Consider the following 25,082-nt stretch of genomic DNA (forward strand, 5'->3'; position numbering starts at 1 on the left):
GAAGAATATGGACAACCAGAATAAGAAAAATCAAGATCCTAAAAAGAACAACCGACAGGGCTTTTCATTTGTCATTTTAGTGACTCTGATCACGACGATACTTGTGTTGGCACTTTACCAGTTTCAGGGACAAGGATCCGAGACAGAGATCAGCTACGACAAGTTTTTAAAATATGTCGATGCAGGAAAAGTAGACAAAGTTGAGATCGACAGTGATAAACTGATCATCACAATGAAGAAAGAATCCGGAGACCGGATTGCGAAGAAGTATTATACAGGAGTTGTCAAGGACGATCAGCTGTCTGACAAACTGTATAAAGCGCATGTAGAATATAACGCAAAGATACCGGATACAACATCCGCAGTCATGCTCCAGCTTCTCGGCACATTCCTTCCGGTGGCATGTCTGGTGGCACTGATCATTTGGACGACAAAGCGTATGTCTAAGGGTGGCGGCATGATGGGAATCGGCAAGAGCAATGCCAAGATGTATGTGGAGAAGCAGACCGGAGTTACATTTAAGGATGTAGCAGGACAGGATGAAGCAAAAGAATCTCTGCAGGAAGTCGTAGATTTTCTGCATAATCCGGGAAAATATACAAGCGTTGGTGCAAAACTTCCGAAAGGTGCACTGTTAGTCGGACCTCCGGGAACCGGTAAGACATTACTTGCAAAAGCGGTCGCCGGAGAAGCGAAAGTACCGTTTTTCTCACTCAGCGGTTCGGCTTTTGTTGAGATGTATGTGGGTGTTGGAGCTTCCCGTGTACGAGATCTGTTCAAACAGGCACAGCAGATGGCACCGTGTATCATTTTCATTGATGAGATCGATGCAATCGGTAAGAGCCGTGACAACCAGATGGGAAGTAACGATGAGAGAGAACAGACACTGAACCAGCTCCTTGCAGAGATGGACGGATTTGAGAGCAATAAAGGACTTGTTCTGTTGGCGGCAACGAACCGTCCGGAGATCTTGGATCCGGCGCTGTTAAGACCGGGACGATTTGACAGACGTATCATTGTTGAAAAACCTGATTTAAAAGGACGTGTGGAAGTATTAAAGGTTCATTCCAAAGATGTCCGTATGGATGAGACGGTTGATCTGGAAGAGATCGCACTGGCAACTTCTGGTGCTGTCGGATCAGATCTTGCCAATATGATCAATGAAGCTGCGATTAATGCAGTCAAACATGACAGACATGCGGTATCGCAGGCAGATCTGTTTGAGGCTGTAGAAGTTGTACTGGTCGGCAAGGAGAAGAAAGACCGTATTATGAGTCAGGAGGAACGAAGAATTGTTTCCTACCACGAAGTCGGACATGCATTGGTGAGCGCACTTCAGAAGGATGCAGAGCCGGTACAGAAGATTACGATCGTACCACGTACGATGGGAGCACTCGGTTATGTTATGCAGACTCCGGAGGAAGAGAAGTATTTGAATACGAAGAAAGAACTGGAAGCAATGTTAGTTGGTATGCTTGCCGGACGTGCTGCAGAAGAGATTGTATTTGATACGGTTACGACAGGTGCTTCAAACGATATCGAGAAAGCAACACAGGTAGCAAGAGCGATGATCACGCAGTATGGTATGAGTGAGAAGTTCGGACTGATCGGACTGGAATCGGTACAGAACAGATACCTGAACGGAAGACCGGTTTCCAACTGTGGAGCAGAGACAGAATCTGAGATTGACAAAGAAGTCATGAAGATGCTAAAAGAGGCTTACGAGCAGGCGAAGACATTATTACAGGCACACAGAGAAACATTGGATAAGATTGCTGCATTCCTGATCGAGAAAGAGACCATTACAGGTAAGGAATTTATGCAGATATTACATGAAGTGGAAGGAACCGATCCGGAAGAGAAGAAGGCATCCGGCGAAGAACGAATTGCAATGAAAGAAGTATAAGAGATTGTAAGTATACAAAATGGGGCAGATTTTATCTGCTCCATTTTTCTTATCTGCGTACTCTTTTTTACTTGCATAGAGAAAATATGATTTCTGTTATAATGAAAAGCCTTCTGCAAGACCTTGCTTACAGACCTATTTTCCGATACAATAATTACGATGTGAATCAGAAAAAGAAAGGGAAGACAAATGTTTGATATACCTGAAGAGTTAAAAAAACTTCCGGGAAAACCGGGAGTATATATCATGCATGATGAGACAGATAGGATCATATATGTCGGAAAAGCGATCAGCCTTAAAAATCGGGTGCGTCAGTATTTCCAGAGTAGCAGGAATAAAGGCGCAAAGATTGAGCAGATGGTAACGCATATCCGGAGATTTGAGTATATCGTTACGGATTCTGAACTGGAAGCGCTTGTTCTGGAATGTAATCTGATCAAGGAACACCATCCAAAGTATAATACGATGCTTATGGATGATAAGGCGTATCCATTTATCAAAGTGACAGCGGATGAAGCATATCCAAGAATAATGCTGGCGCGAAAGATGATAAAAGACAAAGCGAAATATTTTGGACCATATACAAGTGCCGGTGCAGTAAAAGATACGATCGAACTGATCCGCAAATTATATCATATCCGGAGCTGCAATCGTAAACTGCCAAGGGATACGGGAAAAGAACGCCCATGCCTGAATTATCACATTCATCAGTGCGATGCGCCCTGTCAGGGATATATAAGCCAGGAAGCGTATCAGAAGTCCGTGCAGGAGGTACTGCATTTTCTGAATGGGAATTATGACATTATATTAAAGAGATTGGAAAAACAGATGCAGGATGCGGCAGAAGTACTGGAATTTGAGAAGGCAGCAGAATACAGGGAGCTATTGTTCAGTGTGCAGAAGATTGCGCAGAAGCAGAAGATCACGGACACAGCAGGAGAAGACAGAGACGTTATTGCTATGGCGACAGAATATGCAGATGCGGTCGTGCAGGTTTTTTTTATCCGTGGAGGCAGACTGATCGGAAGAGATCATTTTTATTTAAAAACAGCGCCGGGAGAGACAGAAAAAGAAACACTGACCAGCTTTATCAAACAATTTTATGCAGGAACACCGTATATTCCTTCGCAGCTTATGCTTCCGCAGGAAGTGGAAGACCAGGAACTTCTGGAAGAGTGGCTGAGCAAGAAAAAGGAACGGAGAGTCCACCTGATCATTCCGAAAAAAGGGCAGAAAGAGAAACTTGTTGAATTGGCTGAAAAGAATGCCGCCATGGTATTACAAAAGGACAAGGAACGGCTGAAAAGAGAAGAAGGACGGACGATCGGAGCTGTCAAAGAGTTGGAAAAAATACTCGGACTGTCAGGCATTTCCAGAATGGAGGCATTTGATATTTCCAATACAAGTGGTTTTGCTTCGGTAGGCTCCATGGTTGTGTACGAGCGGGGCAAGCCAAAGAAAAACGATTACCGTAAGTTCCGTATCAAGAACGTACAGGGACCGGATGATTATGCCAGTATGGAAGAGGTGCTGACGCGCAGATTTACCCATGGTCTCAGAGAACAGGAAGAAGGAAAAGAGCTGGGAGGATTTACGGTATTTCCAGATCTTATACTGATGGATGGTGGACGCGGACAGGTAAATATTGCAGAAGAGGTATTGCAAAAACTTGACATTTCGATCCCGGTATGTGGAATGGTAAAAGACGATCATCACCGCACAAGAGGGCTGTATTATAAAAATGTGGAGCTTCCGATCGACATACATTCAGAAGCATTCCGGCTGATCACCAGAATTCAGGATGAAGCACACCGTTTTGCTATTACCTTCCACAGACAACTGAGAGGAAAAGGACAGGTACGTTCGATTCTGGACGACATTCCGGGAGTAGGGCCGGCAAGAAGAAAAGAACTGATGAAGCATTTTGAAAATATAGATGCAATAAAACAAGCATCTGTAGAAGAGCTTCAGAAACTGCCATCAATGAATAAAAAATCAGCAGAAGATGTATACAAATTCTTTCATTGATATGATATAATATTGTGTGTTATTTTTTGCACAATTAAGAAATACTGGAAAGAAAGGGTGGAGGAAACAGTATGGTAAATCAAGTGAAATTAAGTCAGATTGTAGAGCGGTTTGACCTAAAGAATCTGACTCCGGATGTAGATTATACAAAAACAGGAGTTTCCGTTCCGGATGTAAACCGTCCGGCATTGCAGCTTACTGGATTTTTCGAACATTTTGCATCAGAACGTGTGCAGATTATCGGATATGTAGAATACACATATCTTCAGAATATAGAAGAAGAGAAAAAAGAGAAAATCTATGACATGTTATTGTCTTATGAGATTCCGTGTATTGTATACTGCCGTGGTTTAAAACCGGAACCAATGCTTCTTGAGAAAGCAAATAAGGCAAATATTCCGGTATTTTCTACAGGGGTCAATACATCTACATTTACGGCTGAGATCATCCGCTGGTTAAATGTAGAACTGGCGCCTTGCATTTCGATTCATGGTGTACTTGTTGATGTATATGGTGTCGGTGTGCTGATCATGGGAGAGAGTGGAATCGGTAAGAGTGAGGCGGCGCTTGAGCTGATCAAGCGTGGACATCGTCTTGTAAGCGATGACGTTGTAGAAATCCGCAAGGTCAGTGATGATACACTGGTAGGTAAGGCGCCGGATATTACGAGACATTTTATTGAGTTAAGAGGAATCGGCATTGTAGATGTGAAGATGCTGTTTGGTGTACAGAGTGTAAGAGAGACACAGAATATCGATCTTGTTATCACATTAGAAGATTGGAATCGTGATAAAGAATATGACAGACTGGGACTGGAAGAAGAATATACAGAATTTCTTGGCAATAAAGTTGTATGTCATCAGTTACCGATCCGTCCGGGACGTAATCTCGCTATCATTGTTGAGACTGCGGCAATCAACCACAGACAGAAAAGTATGGGATATAATGCTGCACAGGAATTATACAAACGTGTGCAGGAAAATATGGCTAAGAAACAGGGAGAATAATTATGAAATATTGTTTTGGTGTAGATATTGGCGGAACAACTGTGAAGATGGGATTGTTCCAGATCGATGGTGTACTTCTGGAAAAATGGGAGATTCCATCCCACACAGAAAACGAAGGCGCTGCGATCCTTCCGGATGTTGCCGCTTCTATAGAGGAACTTTGTGAGAAAAAGAAGATTGCAAAGGATCAGATCGAAGGAGTAGGAATCGGTGTTCCGGCTCCGGTGACGGAAGTGGGTATTGTACAGAATACAGCGAATCTCGGATGGGGTTATAAGGAAGTTAAAAAAGAAATGGAAGAGCTGACCGGTCTGAAAGTCAGACTGGGAAATGATGCCAATGTAGCAGCCCTTGGCGAGATGTGGCTTGGGGCTGGAAAAGGTGAGAAGAATATCGTCATGGTTACGCTGGGAACAGGTGTAGGCGGTGGCGTAATCCTGGAAGGACATCCTCTGGTTGGTACGAATGGTGCCGGTGGGGAGATCGGTCATATCTGTGTGAATGAAACAGAGACAGAAACCTGTGGCTGTGGAAAAAAAGGATGCCTGGAGCAGTATGCTTCCGCTACAGGTATTGCAAGACTTGCAGCACTGCGTCTCGCAAAGGATGCAAAGTCCAGCCTGTTACGCAGTCAGGAACATGTAGATGCAGAAGCAGTATTTGATGCATTAAAGGCACAGGATGAAGTTGCAGAAGAGATTGTAGAAGAATTTGGAAAATATCTTGGACATGCACTTGCTAACATTGCAGTTGTTGTTGATCCGGCAGTAATCGTAATTGGTGGAGGTGTATCAAAGGCAGGAGAGATCCTTCTTGACTATATTGTCAAGAACTACAGAGCAAATGCATTCTTTGCAAATCAGGATGTACAGTTTAAACTTGCAGAATTAGGAAATGATGCAGGAATATGCGGAGCTGCAAAACTAATCTTTGACTAAAATTGCAGAATTAAAATTGCAGAGATCATAAAATAAAAAAATAGCTGAGCAAATGAAAAAGCATTCGGTTCTACAAACCCAATGCTTTTTTACTATTCATTTATTGATGATTAATTATCATGTCCGCCGGTGCCGCCACCAGTGCCGCCACCAGTGCTGCCACCAGAGTTGCCACCGGTATTACCGCCAGAGTTGCCACCGGTATTACCGCCAGTATTGCCACCAGTGTTGCCACCGGTATTACCGCCAGTATTGCCACCGGTATTACCGCCAGAGTTGCCACCAGAGTTACCGCCAGAGTTGCCACCAGAGTTGCCACCAGAGTTGCCACCGGAGTTGCCGCCAGAGTTACCGCCAGTATTACCGCCAGAGTTGTTGCCGGTATTACCATTGTTCGTATCACCGGTGTTACCGTTATTGCTGTTATTATCATTGTTATAATTGGATCCACTGTCGTAGCTGGAATGTCCCGGACAGGTCTCTGTAGGTACGGTGTCTTCCGTGAAGTATTCTGTCTCGGTCGGACATCCGGAACGCGGAAGCTTACCAGTAATGCTACAGACAGATACTTTTTCCAGTCCTGCGTTTGTATCAAAATCTTTTGATTCAAGATTCTCATGGATACGGCTCATAATTCCTTTCCAGAGACGGAAACGAAAGCTTGTGTCATAGCCGCATTCCTTGTTGTCATCGTATCCACCCCATACTGCACAGGTGTAATAAGGAGTGAAGCCACAGAACCATAAGTCCTTGTTGGAAGTTGTTGTACCGGTTTTACCGGCAGTTGCCATATTGTCTAACTGGCAGGAACGTCCTGTACCTTCTTTAACAACACTTTGTAATGCGCTTGTAAGAAGAGAAGCAGTGCTTTCTTTGACTGCTCTGTGGGATGAACCCGGATTCTCTAACAGAACATTCCCATCATGATCTACGATTTTCGTGTAAAGGGTAGGTGTGTTATATTCACCGCCGTTAGCAATGGAAGCATATGCAGCGCAGAGCTGATAGTTGTAAACACCTTCTGTGATACCACCAAGTGCAAGTGTCTGGTTAACATCACTGAAAATCTTTCCGTTGATTTCTTTGTTCTTAACAAGTGTACTGATTCCAAATTTGTCTTTACAGTATTCATACCCCAGCTGTTGTGTGATCTCATCACTGACCTTGACTGCACAGACATTGATGGAATTGGCGATAGCAGTACGATAAGTAACAGTTCCTTTGTAAGAACGGCTGGCATTTCGCACGCTTTTGCCATTTTTATAACTGTAAGGCTCATCAACAACGGTAGAAGAAAGTGTCTTGCCACATGCATCAATTGCAGGTGCATAAGCTGCCAGAACCTTGAATGTAGATCCAGGCTGACGTTTTGCACCCTTGTAAGCACGGTTCAGACTGAGGCTGGAACCTTTGGCACCACGTCCGCCTACCATAGCTTTGATCTCGCCGTTGCTCTGATCCATCAGAGTAACGGAGGCCTGAGGCTGTGGAGTAATGTTCATTACTTCGTTATATTTGTCTCCTTTTTTGGCGATGGTCTTCTTCCATTCTTTTACCATACGCTTGGCTTCTTCTTTGCTGGAGTATAAAAGCCCCTGTGATTTGCCGTATTTCTTCTGGACGTATTTTTTTACATGGCCAGAGCTGTAATTCTTAACAGAACCGTCAGCACGGGTTACGGTAAGAGCATAATCCAGACCGTATTCCTTAAGTCCAGGATAGTTAGAGTCTTTGTTCAGCTCTTCATCACAGATCTTCTGCATCTTTTTGTTTTGGGTAGAATAGATGCTTAAGCCGCCACTGTAGAGAGCATTGTATGCCTGTGCATCTGTGTATCCGAGCTGTTCTTTCAGATCGTGGATAACCTGGTCAGAAAGTGCATCTACAAAATAGCTGGCAGCGTTATTATTATCACTGTTTTTCTTGTTGGCTTTCTGAATACGTGCATAAACTTTGTCTTTCTTTGCCTTGTTATATTCTTTTTTTGAAATATAACCCTGTTCAAGCATGTTTTTCAGAACGTTGTCTCGTCTCTTGGCATTGGCATCCGGATGTGTTACCGGATTGTAGCCGGATGGATTCTGAGTGATCCCGGCAATAACCGCACATTCAGATAATGTAAGTTTGGACACATCTTTTCCAAAATAACGCATGGATGCGGACTGTACACCAAGACAGTTCTGTCCAAGGTTGATCGTATTCATATAACTTTCCAGAATCTCATTCTTGCTCATCTGCTTCTCAATCTGTAAAGCAAGATACTGCTCCTGGAACTTACGCTCTAATTTGTCTGCAAATGTCTTCTCGTCTACAAAGTTCGGGAAAACATTATTCTTGATGAGCTGCTGTGTCAGTGTACTGGCACCTTGTTCGGAACCGGTCAGTGTGGAAACTGCTGCACGGGCGATACCCTGTAAGTCGATACCATTATGTTTGTAAAAACGTTCATCCTCAATTGCAACAAATGCGTGAGCCAGATTATCCGGAATATCATCAATTGTTTTGTAAACACGGTTTGAACCGGAAGCTACAAAACGGTGTGTTTCCGTTTTACCGTCATCTGCATAAACAAAAGTTGTAAATCCCTGCGGTTTGACATCGGAAGGGGATACCTCAGGCGCATTGTTTATGATACGTTTTACAAATAATCCGCCGCCGATGATACCAATCACTCCGACCAGCACAATACAGAGTAGCAAAGCTTTGAACAGGCGGACGCCGACGCGTTTCCCTTGCATGGCAGATTTGGATGTTATTCGTTTCTGCTGCCTGGCAGCCTTTCTTTTACCATAATTCATGAGTTTTTGCCTCCTTCATACCACGTCATTATAGCAAAGATAGTCTTTGAAATAAAGAAAAAAATGAAAACTTCATATTTTGGTAGGAAAATCTTAAGAAATTCGGTATTATAATAAGTAAGTGCATTTTTCGGGCTGTTTTATCATGAGTGACTGCCTGATGTAAAAGGAAAGTATCATCAGCTCGTGCAGGAAAGAAAGGAACAAAGATAATGGCATTAGAATATAAAATTGTATATACCGGCGGTGAAGCCGAAATTGTAGAAAAGAAATCCCGTTTTATTGCAACTGTAAGTCCGGTGAAGACAGAAGAGGAAGCGCTTGCTTTTATCGAAGCCACAAAGAAAAAATACTGGAATGCCAGACACAATTGTTTTGCCTATATTGTTGGAGAGCAGCAGGAACTGATGCGGTGCAGTGATGATGGGGAGCCGAATGGTACAGCCGGTAAACCGATGCTGGATGTGCTGACTGGTGCGGGACTTCATCAGGTTGTAGTAGTTGTTACAAGATATTTCGGAGGAACACTTCTTGGAACAGGAGGACTGGTACGGGCATATTCGTCTTCGGTGCAGGCAGGACTGGCTTCTTCCCAGATTGTAACCAGAATTTCAGGATCTAAACTTCAGATTACAACGGATTATACCGGACTTGGTAAAATCCAGTACATATTAGGAGAGAACGGAATTCAGGTTCTGGATACGCAGTATACGGATCAGGTTGTGCTGGAAGTGCTACTGTCCGATGAGCAGCTGGCGCAGGTGCAGGCGGAGATTACAGAAGGAACTTCCGGGCAGGCAAAGATGGAAGTGGGAGAGGCATGTTTCTTTGCGGAAGTTGACGGAAAAGAGCAGGTGCTTGAGTAGTGGGAAAAGTTTCCTCGGTCATGGCTGTCGCCATACACAGAAGTAGTGAAAGCAACGAGCAAGAACCTCGAAACCACCTGCGGTGATTCCTCGGTCATGGCTGTCGCCATACACAGAAGTAGTGAAAGCAACGAGCAAGAACCTCGAAACCACCTGCGGTGATTCCTCGGTCATGGCTGTCGCCATACATAAGAATAAGGGAAGCGGGTGGTAATGTTCACATTACCACCCGCTTCCCTTATTCTATGTCTTGCTCGTAGCTTTATGAAAACTCTGGTTCTATCAATCCGAAAGAGCCGTTTTTGCGTTTGTAGACTACGTTGACTTCTTCGGTCTCTGCGTTGCAGAATACGTAGAAATCGTGTCCGAGCAGTTCCATCTGGATGCATGCATCTTCTGGATACATTGGTTTGATGCCGAATTTCTTTGTGCGGACGATCTTGATCTCGTCTTCATCTGTATTCTCTGCGGTATCGAAAAATTCCTGTTTAAAGTTGCCGCCTTCCTGCTGTCTGGCAACAAGTTTGTTCTTATATTTGCGAAGCTGGCGTTCAATAACCTCTTCGACAAGATCGATGGATACATACATGTCACTGCTGACTTGTTCGGAACGGATAATTGTACCTTTTACAGGGATTGTAACTTCAATTTTTTGATGTTCTTTCTGTACGCTTAAGGTTACGTGAATTTCCGTCTCTGGAGTGAAGTACCTTTCTAATTTTCCTAACTTACTTTCTACAGCTTGTTTTAAGCCTGGTGTTACATCGATGTTTTTTCCGATAATGATAAACTTCATGATGCTCAACTCCTTTTTGACATTTTTCAGATATATAAAATCTGACAATTGCTATACAGAAAGAGATATATCTGATATATTCAGTATAACATGTTTGTTGACTATTGTATAGCATGAATTACTTCAATTCTGGAAATTTTTCCATTATGCATTTTTGCAACACGAAGTCCGCAGTTTGAATAGTAGGCGCAGGCACCGACACCGATATCGGTTTCTCCTTTTTTCAGGCTTTCTTCCAGAATATCTCGAAGTGTGGCAGTATCTTCTTCGTAAGGAAGCGAGATACCCAGAAGTTTATTAGCAAGTTTTACTTTCGTCGTTGCGCGCAAAATAGTTTCGTTTGGAATATCAAATTCACAGAACAGATATTTCCTTGTTGCAAATAAAACAGCAATTGCACATACGCCGATCAGGCTAGAATAGCTGGAAGAGTGATCGATGATGATCTGTCTTGCAATCGCAAAGATCAGAACTTCAAATACAGTCGCCGGTGTATGATAATAAACCATGCGGATAAGCTCCACTCCGATGATCAGATTAAAACAGGTTTCCAGCAGATCGTCATAGTTTGGCCACGTATTCAGATCTGGAACATTGGCAAGTGATGTGGCGATCCGCACGCATAATAAAATAATACCGGCAGCCAGCATCAAAGCAATGAAAAGTTCCAGAATTTCGGTCAGTCGTTTTAAAAAATTGGCAATGATTGTTCGCATAAAATTCTCCTCTTAGTGTTTGCTGTATTTGGTAAACAGATAAGGATAAAAATAAATGATCCATAACAGCAGTATAAAATATTCGGCGGATTTTGCCAAGATAGAAGAGCCGAAAATAAAAGAGATGATGAGTTTCACGCAAAGTGTCAGTAGTATACCAATGATAAATTTCAAAATCTGACCCTTTCCGGAGCAGCTATCCGGCTGAAAGTCCAGATGTGTGCGTTCAAGATACCAGCCAAGGGCAAAACCCAATCCGGCTCCGGCAGCTTTGAAGCAGTCCATTGCATATTTCAAAGCAATCATCTGTCCATGATATAAATACCATGCATAGCCGGCGAGAGCGAATGCGAGTATACCGAGCAGGACAGAAATCTGTGCGGTGCAAGTAGTAACATTTTCAAGTTTTGAACGGAAATGCCAGAAAACGGATGCAATGATAATGGACAGACCCATAGATACGAAAACATCCTTTGGTGTGTGACATCCGAGATACATTCTGGAAAAACCAACACATAAAAATGCGAGTATAAACAGTATTTTTGCCCATGCTTTTTTGGCACGAAGAGCTAACGGGAAGAAGAGACATGTAGCCCCTTGAGTATGTCCGCTTGGGAAGGAATATCCGGTGGCGGCAGGAATTGCACTTTTTACAGCTTTAAATTCTGGATCCAGAATCCACGGTCTTGGAATCCGGAAAGTGATCTTTAACGCCTGCACACAGAATCCTGCTGTGAAATAAGTAAAGCCCAGATAATAAGCAAAGCGCTTATCCGCGCACCAGTACAGTGCGCAGATAACCGCTATGATTAATAGTTCCTGACCAAAATAAGTGACAAATTGCATGATTTCGTTGAAAAACGGTGTTCGAATATTTTCTAATTGCCACAAAAAGATCATGATCGATTTCCTCTTTTTCTCATCTTTGGATCCAGAATCTTTTTACGGATTCTTAAGTTTTTCGGAGTTACTTCCAGTAATTCGTCTGTGTCGATGAAGTCCAGTGCCTGCTCCAGACTTAATACTTTCGGAGGTGTCAGACGAAGTGCTTCGTCTGCACTGGAGGAACGGGTATTGGTAAGATGTTTGGTCTTACATACATTGACTTCGATATCGTCTGTTTTTGCATTTTCTCCGATAACCATACCGGAATATACTTTTTCGCCGGCACCGATGAACAGCACACCGCGTTCCTGGGCACTGAACAGTCCGTAAGTTACAGATTCGCCTGTCTCAAATGCGATCAGAGAGCCCTGCTTACGGTAAGTGATGTCTCCCTTGTACGGAGCATAGCCGTCAAATGCAGTATTGATGATACCATTTCCTTTTGTATCTGTTAAGAATTCTCCACGGTATCCGATCAGACCACGTGCCGGAATACGGAATTCGAGACGGGTATATCCGCCACCGGTTGCACCCATGTTCTGCAGCTCACCTTTACGCTGGCTTAATTTGTCGATGACAGTTCCGGTAAATTCATCCGGCACATCGATATAAGCTGCCTCCATAGGCTCTAATAATTTACCTTTTTCGTCTTTCTTATAAAGAACTTCTGCTTTGCTGACTGCAAATTCATAACCTTCACGGCGCATGTTCTCAATTAGAACGGATAAATGAAGTTCGCCACGTCCGGATACTTTGAAGCTGTCCATGTTCTCGGTATCTTCTACACGAAGGCTGACATCTGTGTTCAGCTCGCGGAACAGACGATCACGTAAGTGACGGGAAGTAACGTATTTTCCCTCCTGTCCGGCAAACGGACTGTCGTTAACGATGAAGTTCATGGAAATCGTTGGCTCTGAAATCTTCTGGAACGGAATTGCGTTCGGAGCTTCCGGAGAACAGAGTGTATCACCGATGGAAATATCAGAAATACCGGAGATTGCAACGATAGATCCGATCGTAGCTTCTTTTACTTCTACTTTGTTCAGACCGTCAAATTCATAAAGTTTGCTGATTTTTACTTTTTCCTGTTTGTCAGGATCATGATGGTTTACAAGAACCATATCCTGATTTACACGGATTGTACCGTTATCAACTTTGCCGACACCGATTCTTCCGACATATTCATTGTAATCGATTGTACTGATCAGTACCTGCGTCGGAGCTTCCGGATCACCCTCCGGAGCCGGGATATACTCTAAGATTGTCTCAAAAAGAGGCTTCATATCTTTCTCTTCATCAGAGAGATCCAGAACTGCAACACCTGCTTTTGCAGAAGCGTAAACGAACGGACAGTCTAATTGTTCATCAGAAGCATCCAGATCCATGAACAGTTCAAGAACTTCGTCGATAACTTCATCCGGTCTTGCTTCCGGACGGTCGATCTTATTGATACATACGATAACCGGAAGTTCCAGTTCCAGTGCCTTTCTTAGAACGAATTTGGTCTGTGGCATAGCACCTTCAAATGCATCTACAACGAGGACAACACCGTTTACCATTTTTAAAACACGTTCTACCTCGCCACCAAAATCAGCATGCCCCGGTGTGTCGATAATGTTGATCTTTGTATTTTTATAATAGACTGCTGTGTTTTTGGAAAGGATTGTGATTCCACGCTCACGTTCAATATCGTTGGAATCCATAACACGTTCTTCCACTTCCTGATTTTCACGGAATACACCGCTTTGCTTCAATAATTCGTCAACCAATGTCGTTTTACCGTGATCGACATGGGCAATGATTGCTATATTACGTACATCTTCGCGTTTTGTCTTCATACGAACCTTCCTTTTCTCTTCCTATTAACATATAATTTTCCATTTTTCATTGTACAACTTTATTAGTTTATCATATTTTATAGAATTTACAAGTATTTAGTTCTAAAAGCATTCCGACTTTCATAGATTATGGTATGACTCAAAATACGATTCAGAGGAAGGAGAATGTAAAATTATGTCAGATAAGGTTATTGAAAACAATCAGGTAACAATTATGGGAGAAGTTGTATCAGGCTTTACATTCAGCCACGAAGTGTTCGGTGAGGGCTTTTATATGGTAGATGTTGATGTGAAGCGTCTGAGCAATTCCAGGGACCGGATACCGGTAATGGTATCGGAACGACTGATTGATGTGAGCCAGGATTATAAAGGAGAATATCTGATGATCTGTGGACAGTTCCGCTCTTACAACCGCCATGAGGAACAGAAAAACAGACTTGTACTGTCCGTGTTCGCCAGAGAAGTTACATTTATTGAAGAAGAGCCGGATGGAGCGCGGACAAACAATATCCTGCTGGACGGCTATATCTGTAAACTGCCGGTATACCGTAAAACTCCGCTCGGAAGAGAAATTGCAGATCTTCTGCTTGCGGTGAACCGGCCATATGGAAAATCAGATTACATACCGTGTATCTGCTGGGGAAGAAATGCAAGATTTGCCTCTGCTTTTGAAGTGGGAGAGCATGTGCAGATCCTTGGGAGAATCCAGAGCCGGGAATATGTAAAGAAACTTTCAGAGACAGAAACCCAAAAACGCATAGCATATGAAGTTTCGGTAAGCAAACTGGAATGTGTGGGAATTTGATGGAAAATGAGAGAAAATGACAAAATGCCTGTAAAGGGGGAAAGAGTTTCATTGACATCATATTTGAATGGTGATAAAATTCTGTTAATAACGAAATGCAGTCAGGAGGATATGTATGTCTATTTTTACAGGTGCAGGTGTAGCCATCGTTACACCATTTAACAGCGACGAAACCATTAATTATAATAAACTTGATGAATTGCTTGATTATCATTGTACACACGGTACGGATGCGATCATTATCTGCGGAACGACCGGAGAATCTGCTACAATGACGGAAGAAGAGCATATGCAGTGTGTGAAATTTGCTATTGACCGTGTGAAAGGCAGAATCCCGGTAATTGCCGGAACTGGTTCTAATTGCACAAGAACAGCCATCGACATGTCAAAAGAGGCGGCAGATTATGGCGCAGATGGTCTGTTACTGGTAACACCTTATTATAATAAGGCAACACAGGCAGGACTGATCGGTCACTATACAGCAGTAGCCAAAGAAGCAAAAGCTCCGATTATCATGTACAGCGTTGCAAGCAGAACCGGATGCAATATTGAACCGGCAACGGTTGCAGAGCTTGTTAAGAATGTAGATAATATCGTAGCTGTAAAAGAAGCGTCTGGCAATATTTCACAGGTTGCGAAGATCATGGCTCTGACAGATGGAAATATTGATTTATATTCCGGTAATGATGACCAGATCGTGCCGATGTTGTCACTGGGAGCCAAAGGTGTTATTTCTGTGCTGTCTAATGTTGCGCCGCAGGAAACACATGATATCTGCGAGAAGTTCTTTAACGGAGATGTAAAAGGGAGTGCAGCACTTCAGCTGAAAGCACTGCCTCTTATTGAGCAACTGTTCTGTGAAGTGAACCCGATTCCGGTTAAGAAAGCCATGCAGCTTATGGGAGTTGAGTGTGGACCGCTTCGCATGCCACTTACAGAGATCTCTAAAGAGCATGAACAGGCGCTGGCAAAAGCAATGAAAGATTTCGGAATTCAATTAGCATAAGATACATATTGTGCAGAATATGTGAAAAGGATATCATTGGTTGCTTACTGGCACCAGTTGTGATATCCTTTTTCTATGACAATCGTGGGAACATACAGGAGGAAATAAAATGGTACGAGCAATCATGCATGGATGCAATGGACATATGGGACAGGTAATTACGGGGCTTATTAAAGCCGACGAAGGAATCGAGCTTGTTGCAGGAATTGATAAATATACAGGAATCGCCAATGATTATCCGGTTTTTGAAAGCCTGGAAAAATGCGACGTGGAAGCAGACGTGATCATTGATTTTTCTAACGCGGCAGCAGCAGATGCTCTGCTTACATACTGTGAAGAGAAAAAAATGCCGGTTGTTCTCTGCACGACAGGTCTTTCAGAAGAACAACTTGCAAAGATTCCAGAAGCAGCAAAGAAAACAGCAGTTTTAAAATCTGCAAATATGTCTCTTGGTATCAATCTTCTGATGAAATTATTAAAAGAAGCAACCAAAGTTCTTGCACCGGCAGGATATGATATGGAGATTGTTGAAAAGCATCACAACCAGAAGCTGGACGCACCGAGCGGAACAGCAATTGCGCTTGCGGATTCTATGAATGAAGCAATGGATGAAGCATATCATTATGTATATGACAGAAGCCAGGAGCGTAAGAAACGTGATACAAAAGAGATTGGGATTTCAGCAGTCCGTGGCGGTACGATTGTAGGGGAACATGAAGTACTGTTTGCCGGAACTGATGAAGTAATAGAATTTAAGCATACAGCATATTCCAAGACAATCTTTGGAAAAGGTGCCGTGGAAGCTGCCAAATTTCTGGCAGGTAAACCGGCAGGGCTGTATGACATGTCGGATGTCATTCAGTTTTAATTATGGGAGGAGTTTATGAAAGAATTAAAAGAACGTTATCTGGAGAGACTTTCTGAGCTGTACCCGACCATCGCTAAGGCATCAACGGAGATTATTAATCTTCAGGCAATTTTGAATCTTCCGAAAGGAACCGAACATTTCCTGACGGATATTCACGGAGAATATGAGGCGTTTTCACATGTGCTGAAGAACGGCTCAGGTTCTGTGCGCCGTAAAATTGATGATGTATTTGGAAATACTTTGAGTAGCAGAGACAAACAATCTCTGGCTACTCTTATTTATTATCCAAAAGAAAAGATGGATCGGATCAGACAGACCGAAGAGAGTATGGAGGACTGGTACAAGATTACATTGTACCGGTTAATTGAAGTGTGTAAATGCGCAGCAAGCAAATACACAAGATCAAAAGTGCGAAAGGCACTGCCGAAAGAATTTGCTTATGTAATCGAGGAGCTGATCACGGTGCGTCCGGAAGTTTCGGACAAAGAGTCGTATTATAACTCCATTGTAAGCACGATCATCGGAATTGGCAGAGCAGAACCTTTTATTGTGGCGCTTAGTGAGCTGATCCAGAGACTGACGGTGGATCACCTGCATATTGTGGGGGATATATACGACAGAGGTCCGGGACCGCATATCATCATGGACAAATTAAAGAATTATCATTCCGTAGACATTCAGTGGGGGAATCATGATGTACTGTGGATGGGGGCAGCTGCCGGGCAGCGTGGCTGTATCGCAAATGTGATCCGTATCTGCGCAAGATATGGCAATCTGGATATTCTGGAGGATGGGTATGGGATCAATCTGCTTCCGCTTGCGACATTTGCACTTCGGGTATATAAGGATGATCCGTGTGAATGTTTCAAATTAAAAGGAGAGCAGAACAGAGACATCAATGAAAAACAGCTCGAGATGCGAATGCACAAAGCAATGTCGGTTATTCAATTTAAAGTGGAAGGACAGATTATCAAAAAGAATCCGGGATTTCATCTGGAGGATCGCAATCTGTTAGACAAGATCGATTATGAACGTGGTGTTATAACTCTGAATGGAAAAGAATATGAGATGCTGGATATAAATTTTCCGACAATCGATCCGAAACATCCATATGCGCTCAGCAAAGACGAGGAAGAGATCATGTCGCGCCTTGAAAGTGCATTTTTAAACTGTGAGAAACTGCAGGATCATATGCGCTTTCTGTTGAACAAGGGTGGACTCTACAAAGTCTATAATGGAAATCTGCTCTATCATGGCTGTGTTCCGCTTAAAGAGGACGGAACATTGAAAAGTGTACGGCTGTACGGCAGATCCTACAAAGGAAAGAGTCTGTATGAAGTGCTGGAAAGCTATGTGCGAAAAGGATTTTATGCATTAAATAAGAAGGAAAAAGAGCGGGGAAAGGACATGATGTGGTATATCTGGTTGAGTGAAAATTCCCCATTGTTTGGAAAAGATAAAATGGCAACATTTGAACGTTATTTCCTTGCTGAAAAAGAGACGCATAAAGAAAAGAAAAACCTATATTATAATTTGCTTGAAAATGAAAAAGTAATCAATATGATTCTGAAAGAATTTGGACTGACCGAAGAGAGTGCACATATCATTAACGGGCATGTGCCGGTGAAAGCGATTACGGGAGAAAGCCCGATCAAATGTAACGGAAAAGTGCTTGTGATCGATGGCGGATTTTCCAGAGCCTATCAGAAACAGACCGGCATTGCAGGATATACGCTGATCTATAATTCTTACGGACTGATTCTTGCGGCGCATGAACCGTTTGAATCAACAGAAGCAGCGATTGAAAAAGAAAGCGACATCCATTCAGACAGCGTTGTTGTAAAACGTGTGCTGGAGAGAAAGCTGGTAGGAGATACGGATATAGGTCAGGAGTTAAAAGAACAGATTGAAGATCTGAAAATGCTTCTTCAGGCATACAGAAGCGGTGAGATTACAGAGCGTATGTAATGTGAAAACAATGCTGATTGTAAAACTGTGATATAGATGTAAAATAATCCCAGAATCGTGAAAGTATAGAATCTGCAAAAATGTAAATATTACATGATAACAAGTATTACTTGATAAATAGATAAATATACAGGAACGAAAGGGAGAATGAAAATATGAGACAGTTGAGAAGATGTATGCTGGTAGTGTTGTGTGTCTGCGTGATGGGTGCACTGACAGGCTGTGGAAATGACAATGCAGATAATAAGGCTACAGACTACAATGGTGATCGTACAAATGATGCGACAAATGGAACAGCAGACGATACGAAAAATGATGATGGAGTCGCAGATGAGATTGGTGATGATATTGAAGACGGAGCTGAAGACATCAAAGATGATGTAGAAGATGGCTTTGACGGCACAGATAACAATGCAGATCAGAAGACAGATAAAGCAACAGACAAAAAGACAACGGATCAGAAGACAGACAAAACAACAAAAAAAGATAAGAAATAATGAGACAGCACACCGCCTTTTCTTTTTTTTGAAAAGGCGGTGTGCTATAATAATGCAATGATACCAAGGTCAAAAGGTCGAAAGCCGCATGAGCTTGCTCATAAGTGGCTGTATGACCTTGGAACCTGCCCCAATATGAGCATAAAAGTGGGATTGTGATCCCACGATATGCGAATAGTGGGCAGAATTGTGAGAGTGCGCAGCACGGAACAATTCGTGGGTATCATTATTAAATGTAGTTGGGCTTTATCCACTAGTAGTGTAATCGTAAAGAAGGAGTAACGCAGATTTATGAGATTCAGACCATGTATTGACATTCATAATGGAAAAGTAAAACAAATCGTAGGCGGAAGCTTAAGAGACGAAGGTAATCAGGCAACAGAAAATTTTGCGTCTGAAATGGATGCGGATTATTACGCAGATTTATATAGGAAAGATGGCTTGAAAGGCGGGCATATCATATTGCTGAATCCGCCTTCTTCCGAATATTATAAGAAGACACTGGAACAGGCAGAAAAAGCATTACGGGCATATCCCGGCGGGATGCAGATCGGCGGTGGGGTTACGGCGGAGAATGCTTCCGGCTATATTGAAAAAGGTGCAAGCCATGTAATCGTAACTTCTTATGTATTTAAAGGTGGTAAGATCCGCTGGGATGCGATGGAGAAGCTGAAAAGAGAAGTAGGAAAAGAACATGTGGTCATTGATGTAAGCTGCCGGAAAAAAGATGGGCAGTATTACATTGTGACAGACCGGTGGCAGACATTTACAGATGTTGTCCTGAATGAACAGATATTAAAGGAACTGGCGGGATACAGTGATGAATTCCTTGTGCATGGTGTGGATGTAGAGGGAAAAGCAGCCGGTGTGGACAAGCATCTGGCTGAACTTCTCGGTAGATATCATGGCAATCCGGTTACATATGCGGGGGGGATCGGAAGCATGGAGGATTTAGAGCAATTTGCGCATCTGACAAAAGGATGTCTGGACTTTACAATCGGCAGTGCCCTTGATCTCTTTGGCGGAACGCTTCCGTATGAAAAAGTCCGGAAATATCGTTCGTAAAGGAAGTGTTACCAGTTTGTAAACACTTTATAAATTGGTTGAATTGAGATTCGGATAGTGCTAGAATAAAATTTGAGTAAATTTACAAATAAGGAGTATATATCAACATGGGTTTTATACAGAAAATATTTGGAACACACAGTGAACATGAGCTGAAGAGAATTTATCCGATCGCAGATGCGGTTGAAGCGTTAGAACCGCAGATGCAGAGTCTGTCAGATGAAGAATTAAGAGCGAAGACAAAAGAATTCAAAGACAGACTTGCTGGCGGAGAAACATTAGATGATATCCTTCCAGAGGCATTTGCAGTTGTGCGTGAAGCAGCATACCGTACTCTGGGAATGAAACCATACAGAGTACAGATCATCGGTGGTATTGTCCTGCATCAGGGACGTATCGCAGAGATGAAGACTGGTGAAGGAAAGACACTTGTATCAACGTTGCCGGCATATCTGAATGCGCTGACTGGTGAAGGTGTGCAGATCGTAACAGTCAATGATTATCTGGCAAAGCGTGATGCTGAGTGGATGGGACAGGTTCATGAGTTCCTTGGACTGACCGTAGGCGTAGTTCTGAATGAGATGGACAATGACGAGCGAAGAGATGCATATAACTGCGATATCACATATGTAACGAACAATGAACTTGGATTTGATTATCTGAGAGATAACATGGTAATTTACAAGGAACAGCTTGTACAGAGAGGTATGAAATTTGCCATTATCGATGAGGTTGACTCGGTATTGATCGATGAAGCAAGAACTCCGCTTATTATTTCCGGACAGAGTGGCAAATCTACAAAGCTTTACGAAGCGTGTGACATTCTCGCACGTCAGTTAGAACGTGGTGAAGCGAGTGGTGAGTTCTCCAAAATGAATGCAATCCTTGGTGAAGATATTGAAGAGACCGGAGATTTCATTGTTAACGAGAAAGAAAAGAACATCAACCTTACAGAAGATGGTGTGAAGAAAGTAGAGAAGTTCTTCCATATTGAGAACCTGGCAGATGCAGAAAACCTGGAGATCCAGCATAATATTATTCTGGCACTGCGTGCACACAATCTGATGTTTCGTGACAAAGACTATGTTGTAAAAGATGATGAAGTACTGATCGTTGATGAGTTCACCGGACGTATTATGCCGGGACGTCGTTATTCTGACGGACTTCATCAGGCGATTGAAGCGAAAGAGCATGTAAAAGTTAAGAGAGAGAGTAAGACTCTTGCGACGATTACGTTCCAGAATTTATTTAACAAATATGAGAAGAAGTCCGGTATGACAGGTACTGCTCTGACAGAGGAGAAGGAGTTCCGTGAGATTTACGGAATGGATGTTGTAGAGATTCCTACAAATAAACCGGTTATCCGGAAGGATCTGGAAGATGCTGTATACAAGACAGAAAAGGAAAAATTCAAAGCTGTATGTGATGCAATCGAAGAAGCGCATGCAAAACATCAGCCGGTACTGGTTGGTACGATTACAATTGAGAATTCCGAACTTCTCAGTGGTATGCTAAAACGTCGTGGAATCAAGCACAATGTATTAAATGCGAAATTCCATGAACTGGAAGCTGAGATTGTTGCACAGGCAGGTATCCATGATGCAGTTACGATCGCAACAAACATGGCTGGTCGTGGTACGGATATTAAACTGGACGATGAAGCCAGAGAAGCAGGCGGACTGAAGATTATCGGGACAGAGCGTCATGAATCCAGACGTATTGATAATCAGCTTCGTGGACGTTCGGGACGTCAGGGAGACCCGGGAGAATCCAGATTCTATATTTCACTGGAAGATGATCTGATGCGTTTGTTCGGATCTGAACGTCTGATGAGTGTATTTAATGCACTTGGTGTAGAAGAAGGAGAACAGATACAGCATAAGATGTTATCCAGTGCGATTCAGAAAGCACAGGAGAAGATCGAGAGTAACAACTTCGGAATCCGTAAGAATCTGTTAGAGTATGATCAGGTAATGAATGAGCAGAGAGAGATCATTTATGAAGAGAGAAGACATGTACTGGATGGAGACAACATGCGTGATTCTATTTTCCATATGATGAATGATTATATTGAGAATACCGTAGATATGATCGTAAGTCCGGATCAGGATTATGAAGAGTTTAATCTGGTAGAACTGAACCGCAATATCTTAGAGACAATTCCAATGGAACCTCTGGCACCGGAAGATGTCAAAGGACTGTCACCGAAGAAGCTGAAACATCTGTTAAAAGAGCGTGCAGCAAAAGCATACGAAGTAAAAGAGGCGGAGTATCAGGAACCAGAACAGGTACGTGAGATCGAGCGTGTGATCCTGCTTAAGGTTATCGATGCAAAATGGATGGATCATATCGATGATATGGATCAGCTCCGTCAGGGAATTGGTCTGCAGGCTTATGGACAGAGAGATCCGAAGGTAGAATATAAGATGATCGGATATGAGATGTTCGGCGAGATGACACAGAGCATCTCTGCTGACACTGTACGTGCACTGTTCCATGTAAGGCTGGAAGAAAAAGTAGAACGTGAACAGGTTGCACAGGTTACAGGAACGAATAAAGACGATTCCGCAGCACATACTCCGAAGAAGAGAGCAGAGAAAAAGGTATATCCAAACGATCCGTGTCCGTGTGGAAGCGGTAAGAAATACAAACAGTGTTGTGGCAGAAAGTAAGAGCCACAGCCTGTAAACAGAATACAAAAATGAGAATATAAAAAAGAAAGAGGTGAAGCAAAAGTGGTTGAATTAGATCAGCTTAAGAGCATTTATAATGCTTACGAAGAACCTCTTGCCGAGATGAGGGATTCACTTTGACGTCGCCGGCAAGGAGAAAAGGATCGAAGAGCTGGAGCGCAAGGTAGAGGAACCGGATTTCTGGAATGATCCGGAAGAATCCCAGAAGATTATGAAAGAACTGAAGGATCTGAAAGAACTTACAGAGAAGATCCGCACGCTTTATACCGGATATGAAGATGTGGCGATTCTTCTGGAAATGGGATATGAAGAAGAGGATCCTTCTGTAGTGAAAGAAATTGAACAGGAATGGAAGAAGTTCGAAACGCTTTTTGAAGAACTTCGTATCCAGACATTGTTGTCAGGTGAATATGATTCCTGCAATGCGATCATGACGATTCACGCAGGCGCCGGAGGAACCGAATCCTGTGACTGGGCAGGTATGCTCTATCGTATGTATAACCGCTGGGCAGAACAGAGAGGGTTCGCGTTAAAAGTACTGCATTATCTGGATGGAGATATTACCGGAATTAAGACAGTAACGTTTGAAGTGAATGGTGAGAATGCCTATGGCTATTTGAAATCTGAAAAAGGCGTACACCGTCTGGTTCGCATTTCGCCGTTTAATTCGGCTGGGAAACGGCAGACATCATTTGCTTCCTGTGATGTTGTTCCAGACATAGAAGATGATATTGATATTGACATTGCAGATGAGGATCTGAAGATCGACACATACCGTGCCAGCGGTGCGGGTGGTCAGCATGTTAATAAGACATCTTCGGCAATTCGTATTACGCATCTGCCTACTGGGATTGTTGTGCAGTGCCAGAACGAACGCTCGCAGCATCACAACAAAGAAAAAGCGATGCAGATGCTGAAAGCAAAGCTTCAGCTTATGAAAGAGCAGGAACAGGCAGAAAAAGTGTCAGATATCCGTGGTGAGATCAAGGAGATTGGATTTGGAAACCAGATAAGATCTTATGTAATGCAGCCGTATACACTTGTCAAGGATCACAGAACCGGTCAGGAAAACGGTAATGTAAATGCGGTGCTGGATGGGGATATTGACGCATTTATTAATGCATATCTGAAACAGAAAGCGGAAAGATAAAGGAGAGATATATGGTAAATATTGCAGTTTTGGGTTATGGAACCGTAGGCTCCGGTGTCGTAGAAGTAATTGATACAAATGGAGCAGGAATTAATCAGAGAATTGGTGAGAAACTTCAGGTGAAGTATGTCCTGGATCTGAAAGATTTTCCGGGAGATCCGGTGCAGGAGAAGATTGTCCATGATTTTGAGACGATCATACAGGATGAAGAGATTAATATTGTTGTAGAAGTGATGGGGGGAATTGAACCTGCTTATACATTTGTAAAGAGAAGTCTTCTGGCAGGAAAAAGCGTTGCAACTTCAAACAAGGCTCTTGTAGCGAAACACGGTGCAGAGCTGTTGTCGATTGCAAAAGAAAAGAACATTAATTTCCTGTTTGAAGCAAGTGTAGGCGGCGGAATCCCGATCATCCGTCCGCTCAATTCATCTCTGACAGCGGACGAAATTGAAGAGATCACAGGTATTTTAAATGGTACAACAAATTATATGCTGACAAAGATGTTCTATGAAGGAGCTGATTATGACACGGTTCTGAAAGAGGCGCAGGCGAATGGTTATGCGGAGCGCAATCCGGAAGCGGATGTGGAAGGATATGATGCCTGCCGTAAAATTGCAATTTTATCTTCTCTGATCAGTGGAAATCAGGTTGACTTTGAAGACATTTACTGTGAAGGAATTACGAAGATCACGACAGAGGATATGAAATACGCCAAGGCAATGGGAACAACGATCAAGCTGCTCGCTTCCAGCAAGAGAGACGGCAGCAGACTGCATGCGATCGTTGCGCCTTGCATGCTTTATCCGGAACATCCACTGTACAATGTAAATGGAGTGTTCAATGCGATTTTTGTACATGGTAATGTTCTTGGTGATGCAATGTTTTATGGAAGCGGTGCCGGTAAACTGCCGACAGCAAGTGCAGTTGTAGCAGATGTTGTAGATGCAGCAAAACACCTGAACCGCAATATTATGACAATGTGGAAACAGGAAAAACTGACGCTGGAAGATAAAGGTGATGCCAAACGCAGATTCTTCATCCGCATGAAAGGTGATGAAGAAGAGATGCGGAAAGATCTGGAATATTCCTTTGGAGAGATCGAAATCGTGAAAGTCCCGGGATTAGAAGGTGAATTTGGAATTGTAACGCCGGTTATGATGGAAGGTGATTATGATACAAGAGCAAACCGGTACAAAGATCAGATCTTACATATGATAAGGATTGAAGATCAGAAAGCATAAGAAAAGAGGGC

19 protein-coding genes are annotated in these 25,082 nt (G+C 42.9%); 14 read left to right on the forward strand and 5 right to left on the reverse strand.

Annotated elements, in window-relative coordinates; genetic code table 11:
* Window positions 1–7 precede the first annotated feature (7 nt).
* The 4 genes from ftsH (at window position 8) to DXC04_RS05065 (ending at window position 5,879) form a co-directional block, all read left to right on the forward strand.
* Complete coding sequence (gene ftsH / locus DXC04_RS05050) at window positions 8–1,906, forward strand: ATP-dependent zinc metalloprotease FtsH (protein WP_118660252.1); 1,899 nt, start codon at window positions 8–10, stop codon at window positions 1,904–1,906.
* 189 nt (window positions 1,907–2,095) lie between these two features.
* Window positions 2,096–3,934 carry an excinuclease ABC subunit UvrC gene (uvrC, locus tag DXC04_RS05055; RefSeq protein ID WP_118660254.1) on the forward strand — a complete coding sequence of 613 codons (1,839 nt, stop codon included), beginning with the start codon at window positions 2,096–2,098 and terminating at the stop codon, window positions 3,932–3,934.
* A gap of 71 nt (window positions 3,935–4,005) precedes the next feature.
* A complete protein-coding gene (hprK, locus tag DXC04_RS05060) occupies window positions 4,006–4,941 on the forward strand; it encodes an HPr(Ser) kinase/phosphatase (RefSeq protein WP_021861292.1) in 936 nt (311 codons plus the stop codon).
* A gap of 2 nt (window positions 4,942–4,943) precedes the next feature.
* Window positions 4,944–5,879 (forward strand): ROK family glucokinase, encoded by a 936-nt coding sequence (locus tag DXC04_RS05065; protein ID WP_118660256.1) that lies wholly within the window; start codon window positions 4,944–4,946, stop codon window positions 5,877–5,879.
* A gap of 110 nt (window positions 5,880–5,989) precedes the next feature.
* Here the strand turns inward: DXC04_RS05065 and DXC04_RS05070 are convergent, their stop codons facing one another.
* Window positions 5,990–8,677 carry a transglycosylase domain-containing protein gene (locus DXC04_RS05070; protein WP_118660258.1) on the reverse strand — a complete coding sequence of 896 codons (2,688 nt, stop codon included), beginning with the start codon at window positions 8,675–8,677 and terminating at the stop codon, window positions 5,990–5,992.
* Between the two features lie 212 nt (window positions 8,678–8,889).
* On the opposite strand from DXC04_RS05070, the gene DXC04_RS05075 reads away from it, so the two are divergent.
* Window positions 8,890–9,543, forward strand: a complete 654-nt coding sequence (locus tag DXC04_RS05075) for a YigZ family protein (protein WP_118660260.1) — start codon at window positions 8,890–8,892, stop codon at window positions 9,541–9,543.
* 262 nt (window positions 9,544–9,805) lie between these two features.
* Here DXC04_RS05075 and hpf read toward each other — a convergent pair whose 3' ends face one another.
* The 4 genes from hpf to typA form a co-directional block, all read right to left on the reverse strand.
* Window positions 9,806–10,339, reverse strand: coding sequence for a ribosome hibernation-promoting factor, HPF/YfiA family (gene hpf / locus DXC04_RS05080; RefSeq protein WP_021859555.1), 534 nt, complete (start codon window positions 10,337–10,339; stop codon window positions 9,806–9,808).
* A 101-nt stretch (window positions 10,340–10,440) separates the two neighbouring features.
* Window positions 10,441–11,055, reverse strand: a complete 615-nt coding sequence (locus DXC04_RS05085; protein WP_021859556.1) for a phosphate-starvation-inducible PsiE family protein — start codon at window positions 11,053–11,055, stop codon at window positions 10,441–10,443.
* Window positions 11,056–11,067: 12 nt separating this feature from the next.
* Window positions 11,068–11,955, reverse strand: a complete 888-nt coding sequence (locus DXC04_RS05090) for a phosphatase PAP2 family protein (RefSeq protein WP_021859557.1) — start codon at window positions 11,953–11,955, stop codon at window positions 11,068–11,070.
* Entirely contained in the window at window positions 11,952–13,778 is a 1,827-nt protein-coding gene (gene typA / locus DXC04_RS05095) for a translational GTPase TypA (RefSeq protein ID WP_021859558.1), read from the reverse strand. Before typA ends, DXC04_RS05090 begins: the two co-directional genes overlap by 4 nt.
* Window positions 13,779–13,953: 175 nt before the next feature.
* Here typA and DXC04_RS05100 point away from each other — a divergent pair, with 175 nt between their 5' ends.
* The 9 genes from DXC04_RS05100 (at window position 13,954) to DXC04_RS05140 (ending at window position 25,071) form a co-directional block, all read left to right on the forward strand.
* A complete protein-coding gene (locus tag DXC04_RS05100; protein ID WP_118660262.1) occupies window positions 13,954–14,583 on the forward strand; it encodes a single-stranded DNA-binding protein in 630 nt (209 codons plus the stop codon).
* Between the two features lie 115 nt (window positions 14,584–14,698).
* Entirely contained in the window at window positions 14,699–15,589 is an 891-nt protein-coding gene (gene dapA / locus DXC04_RS05105) for a 4-hydroxy-tetrahydrodipicolinate synthase (RefSeq protein ID WP_021859560.1), read from the forward strand.
* A 109-nt stretch (window positions 15,590–15,698) separates the two neighbouring features.
* The gene (dapB, locus tag DXC04_RS05110) at window positions 15,699–16,457 is read left to right on the forward strand and encodes a 4-hydroxy-tetrahydrodipicolinate reductase (RefSeq protein ID WP_021859561.1); all 759 of its coding nucleotides are present in this window, start codon (window positions 15,699–15,701) and stop codon (window positions 16,455–16,457) included.
* 15 nt (window positions 16,458–16,472) lie between these two features.
* On the forward strand, window positions 16,473–18,425 hold the full coding sequence (locus DXC04_RS05115; RefSeq protein ID WP_118660264.1) for a fructose-1,6-bisphosphatase: 1,953 nt from the start codon (window positions 16,473–16,475) through the stop codon (window positions 18,423–18,425).
* A 155-nt stretch (window positions 18,426–18,580) separates the two neighbouring features.
* Window positions 18,581–18,922 carry a hypothetical protein gene (locus DXC04_RS05120; protein WP_021859563.1) on the forward strand — a complete coding sequence of 114 codons (342 nt, stop codon included), beginning with the start codon at window positions 18,581–18,583 and terminating at the stop codon, window positions 18,920–18,922.
* 291 nt (window positions 18,923–19,213) lie between these two features.
* Window positions 19,214–19,987 carry a phosphoribosylformimino-5-aminoimidazole carboxamide ribotide isomerase gene (gene hisA, locus DXC04_RS05125; RefSeq protein WP_118660266.1) on the forward strand — a complete coding sequence of 258 codons (774 nt, stop codon included), beginning with the start codon at window positions 19,214–19,216 and terminating at the stop codon, window positions 19,985–19,987.
* Window positions 19,988–20,094: 107 nt separating this feature from the next.
* Window positions 20,095–22,659 (forward strand): preprotein translocase subunit SecA, encoded by a 2,565-nt coding sequence (gene secA, locus DXC04_RS05130; RefSeq protein ID WP_117538112.1) that lies wholly within the window; start codon window positions 20,095–20,097, stop codon window positions 22,657–22,659.
* Between the two features lie 63 nt (window positions 22,660–22,722).
* A protein-coding gene (gene prfB, locus DXC04_RS05135; RefSeq protein ID WP_118660268.1) for a peptide chain release factor 2 occupies window positions 22,723–23,830 on the forward strand; the annotation gives its coding sequence in 2 pieces (ribosomal slippage) (window positions 22,723–22,797 and window positions 22,799–23,830; 1,107 coding nt in all).
* 11 nt (window positions 23,831–23,841) lie between these two features.
* Entirely contained in the window at window positions 23,842–25,071 is a 1,230-nt protein-coding gene (locus DXC04_RS05140) for a homoserine dehydrogenase (protein WP_117538114.1), read from the forward strand.
* The last annotated feature ends 11 nt before the right edge of the window (window positions 25,072–25,082 follow it).

This window comes from Dorea sp. OM07-5 (assembly GCF_003481355.1).
Taxonomy (GTDB): Bacteria; Bacillota; Clostridia; order Lachnospirales; family Lachnospiraceae; genus Dorea_D; species Dorea_D hominis.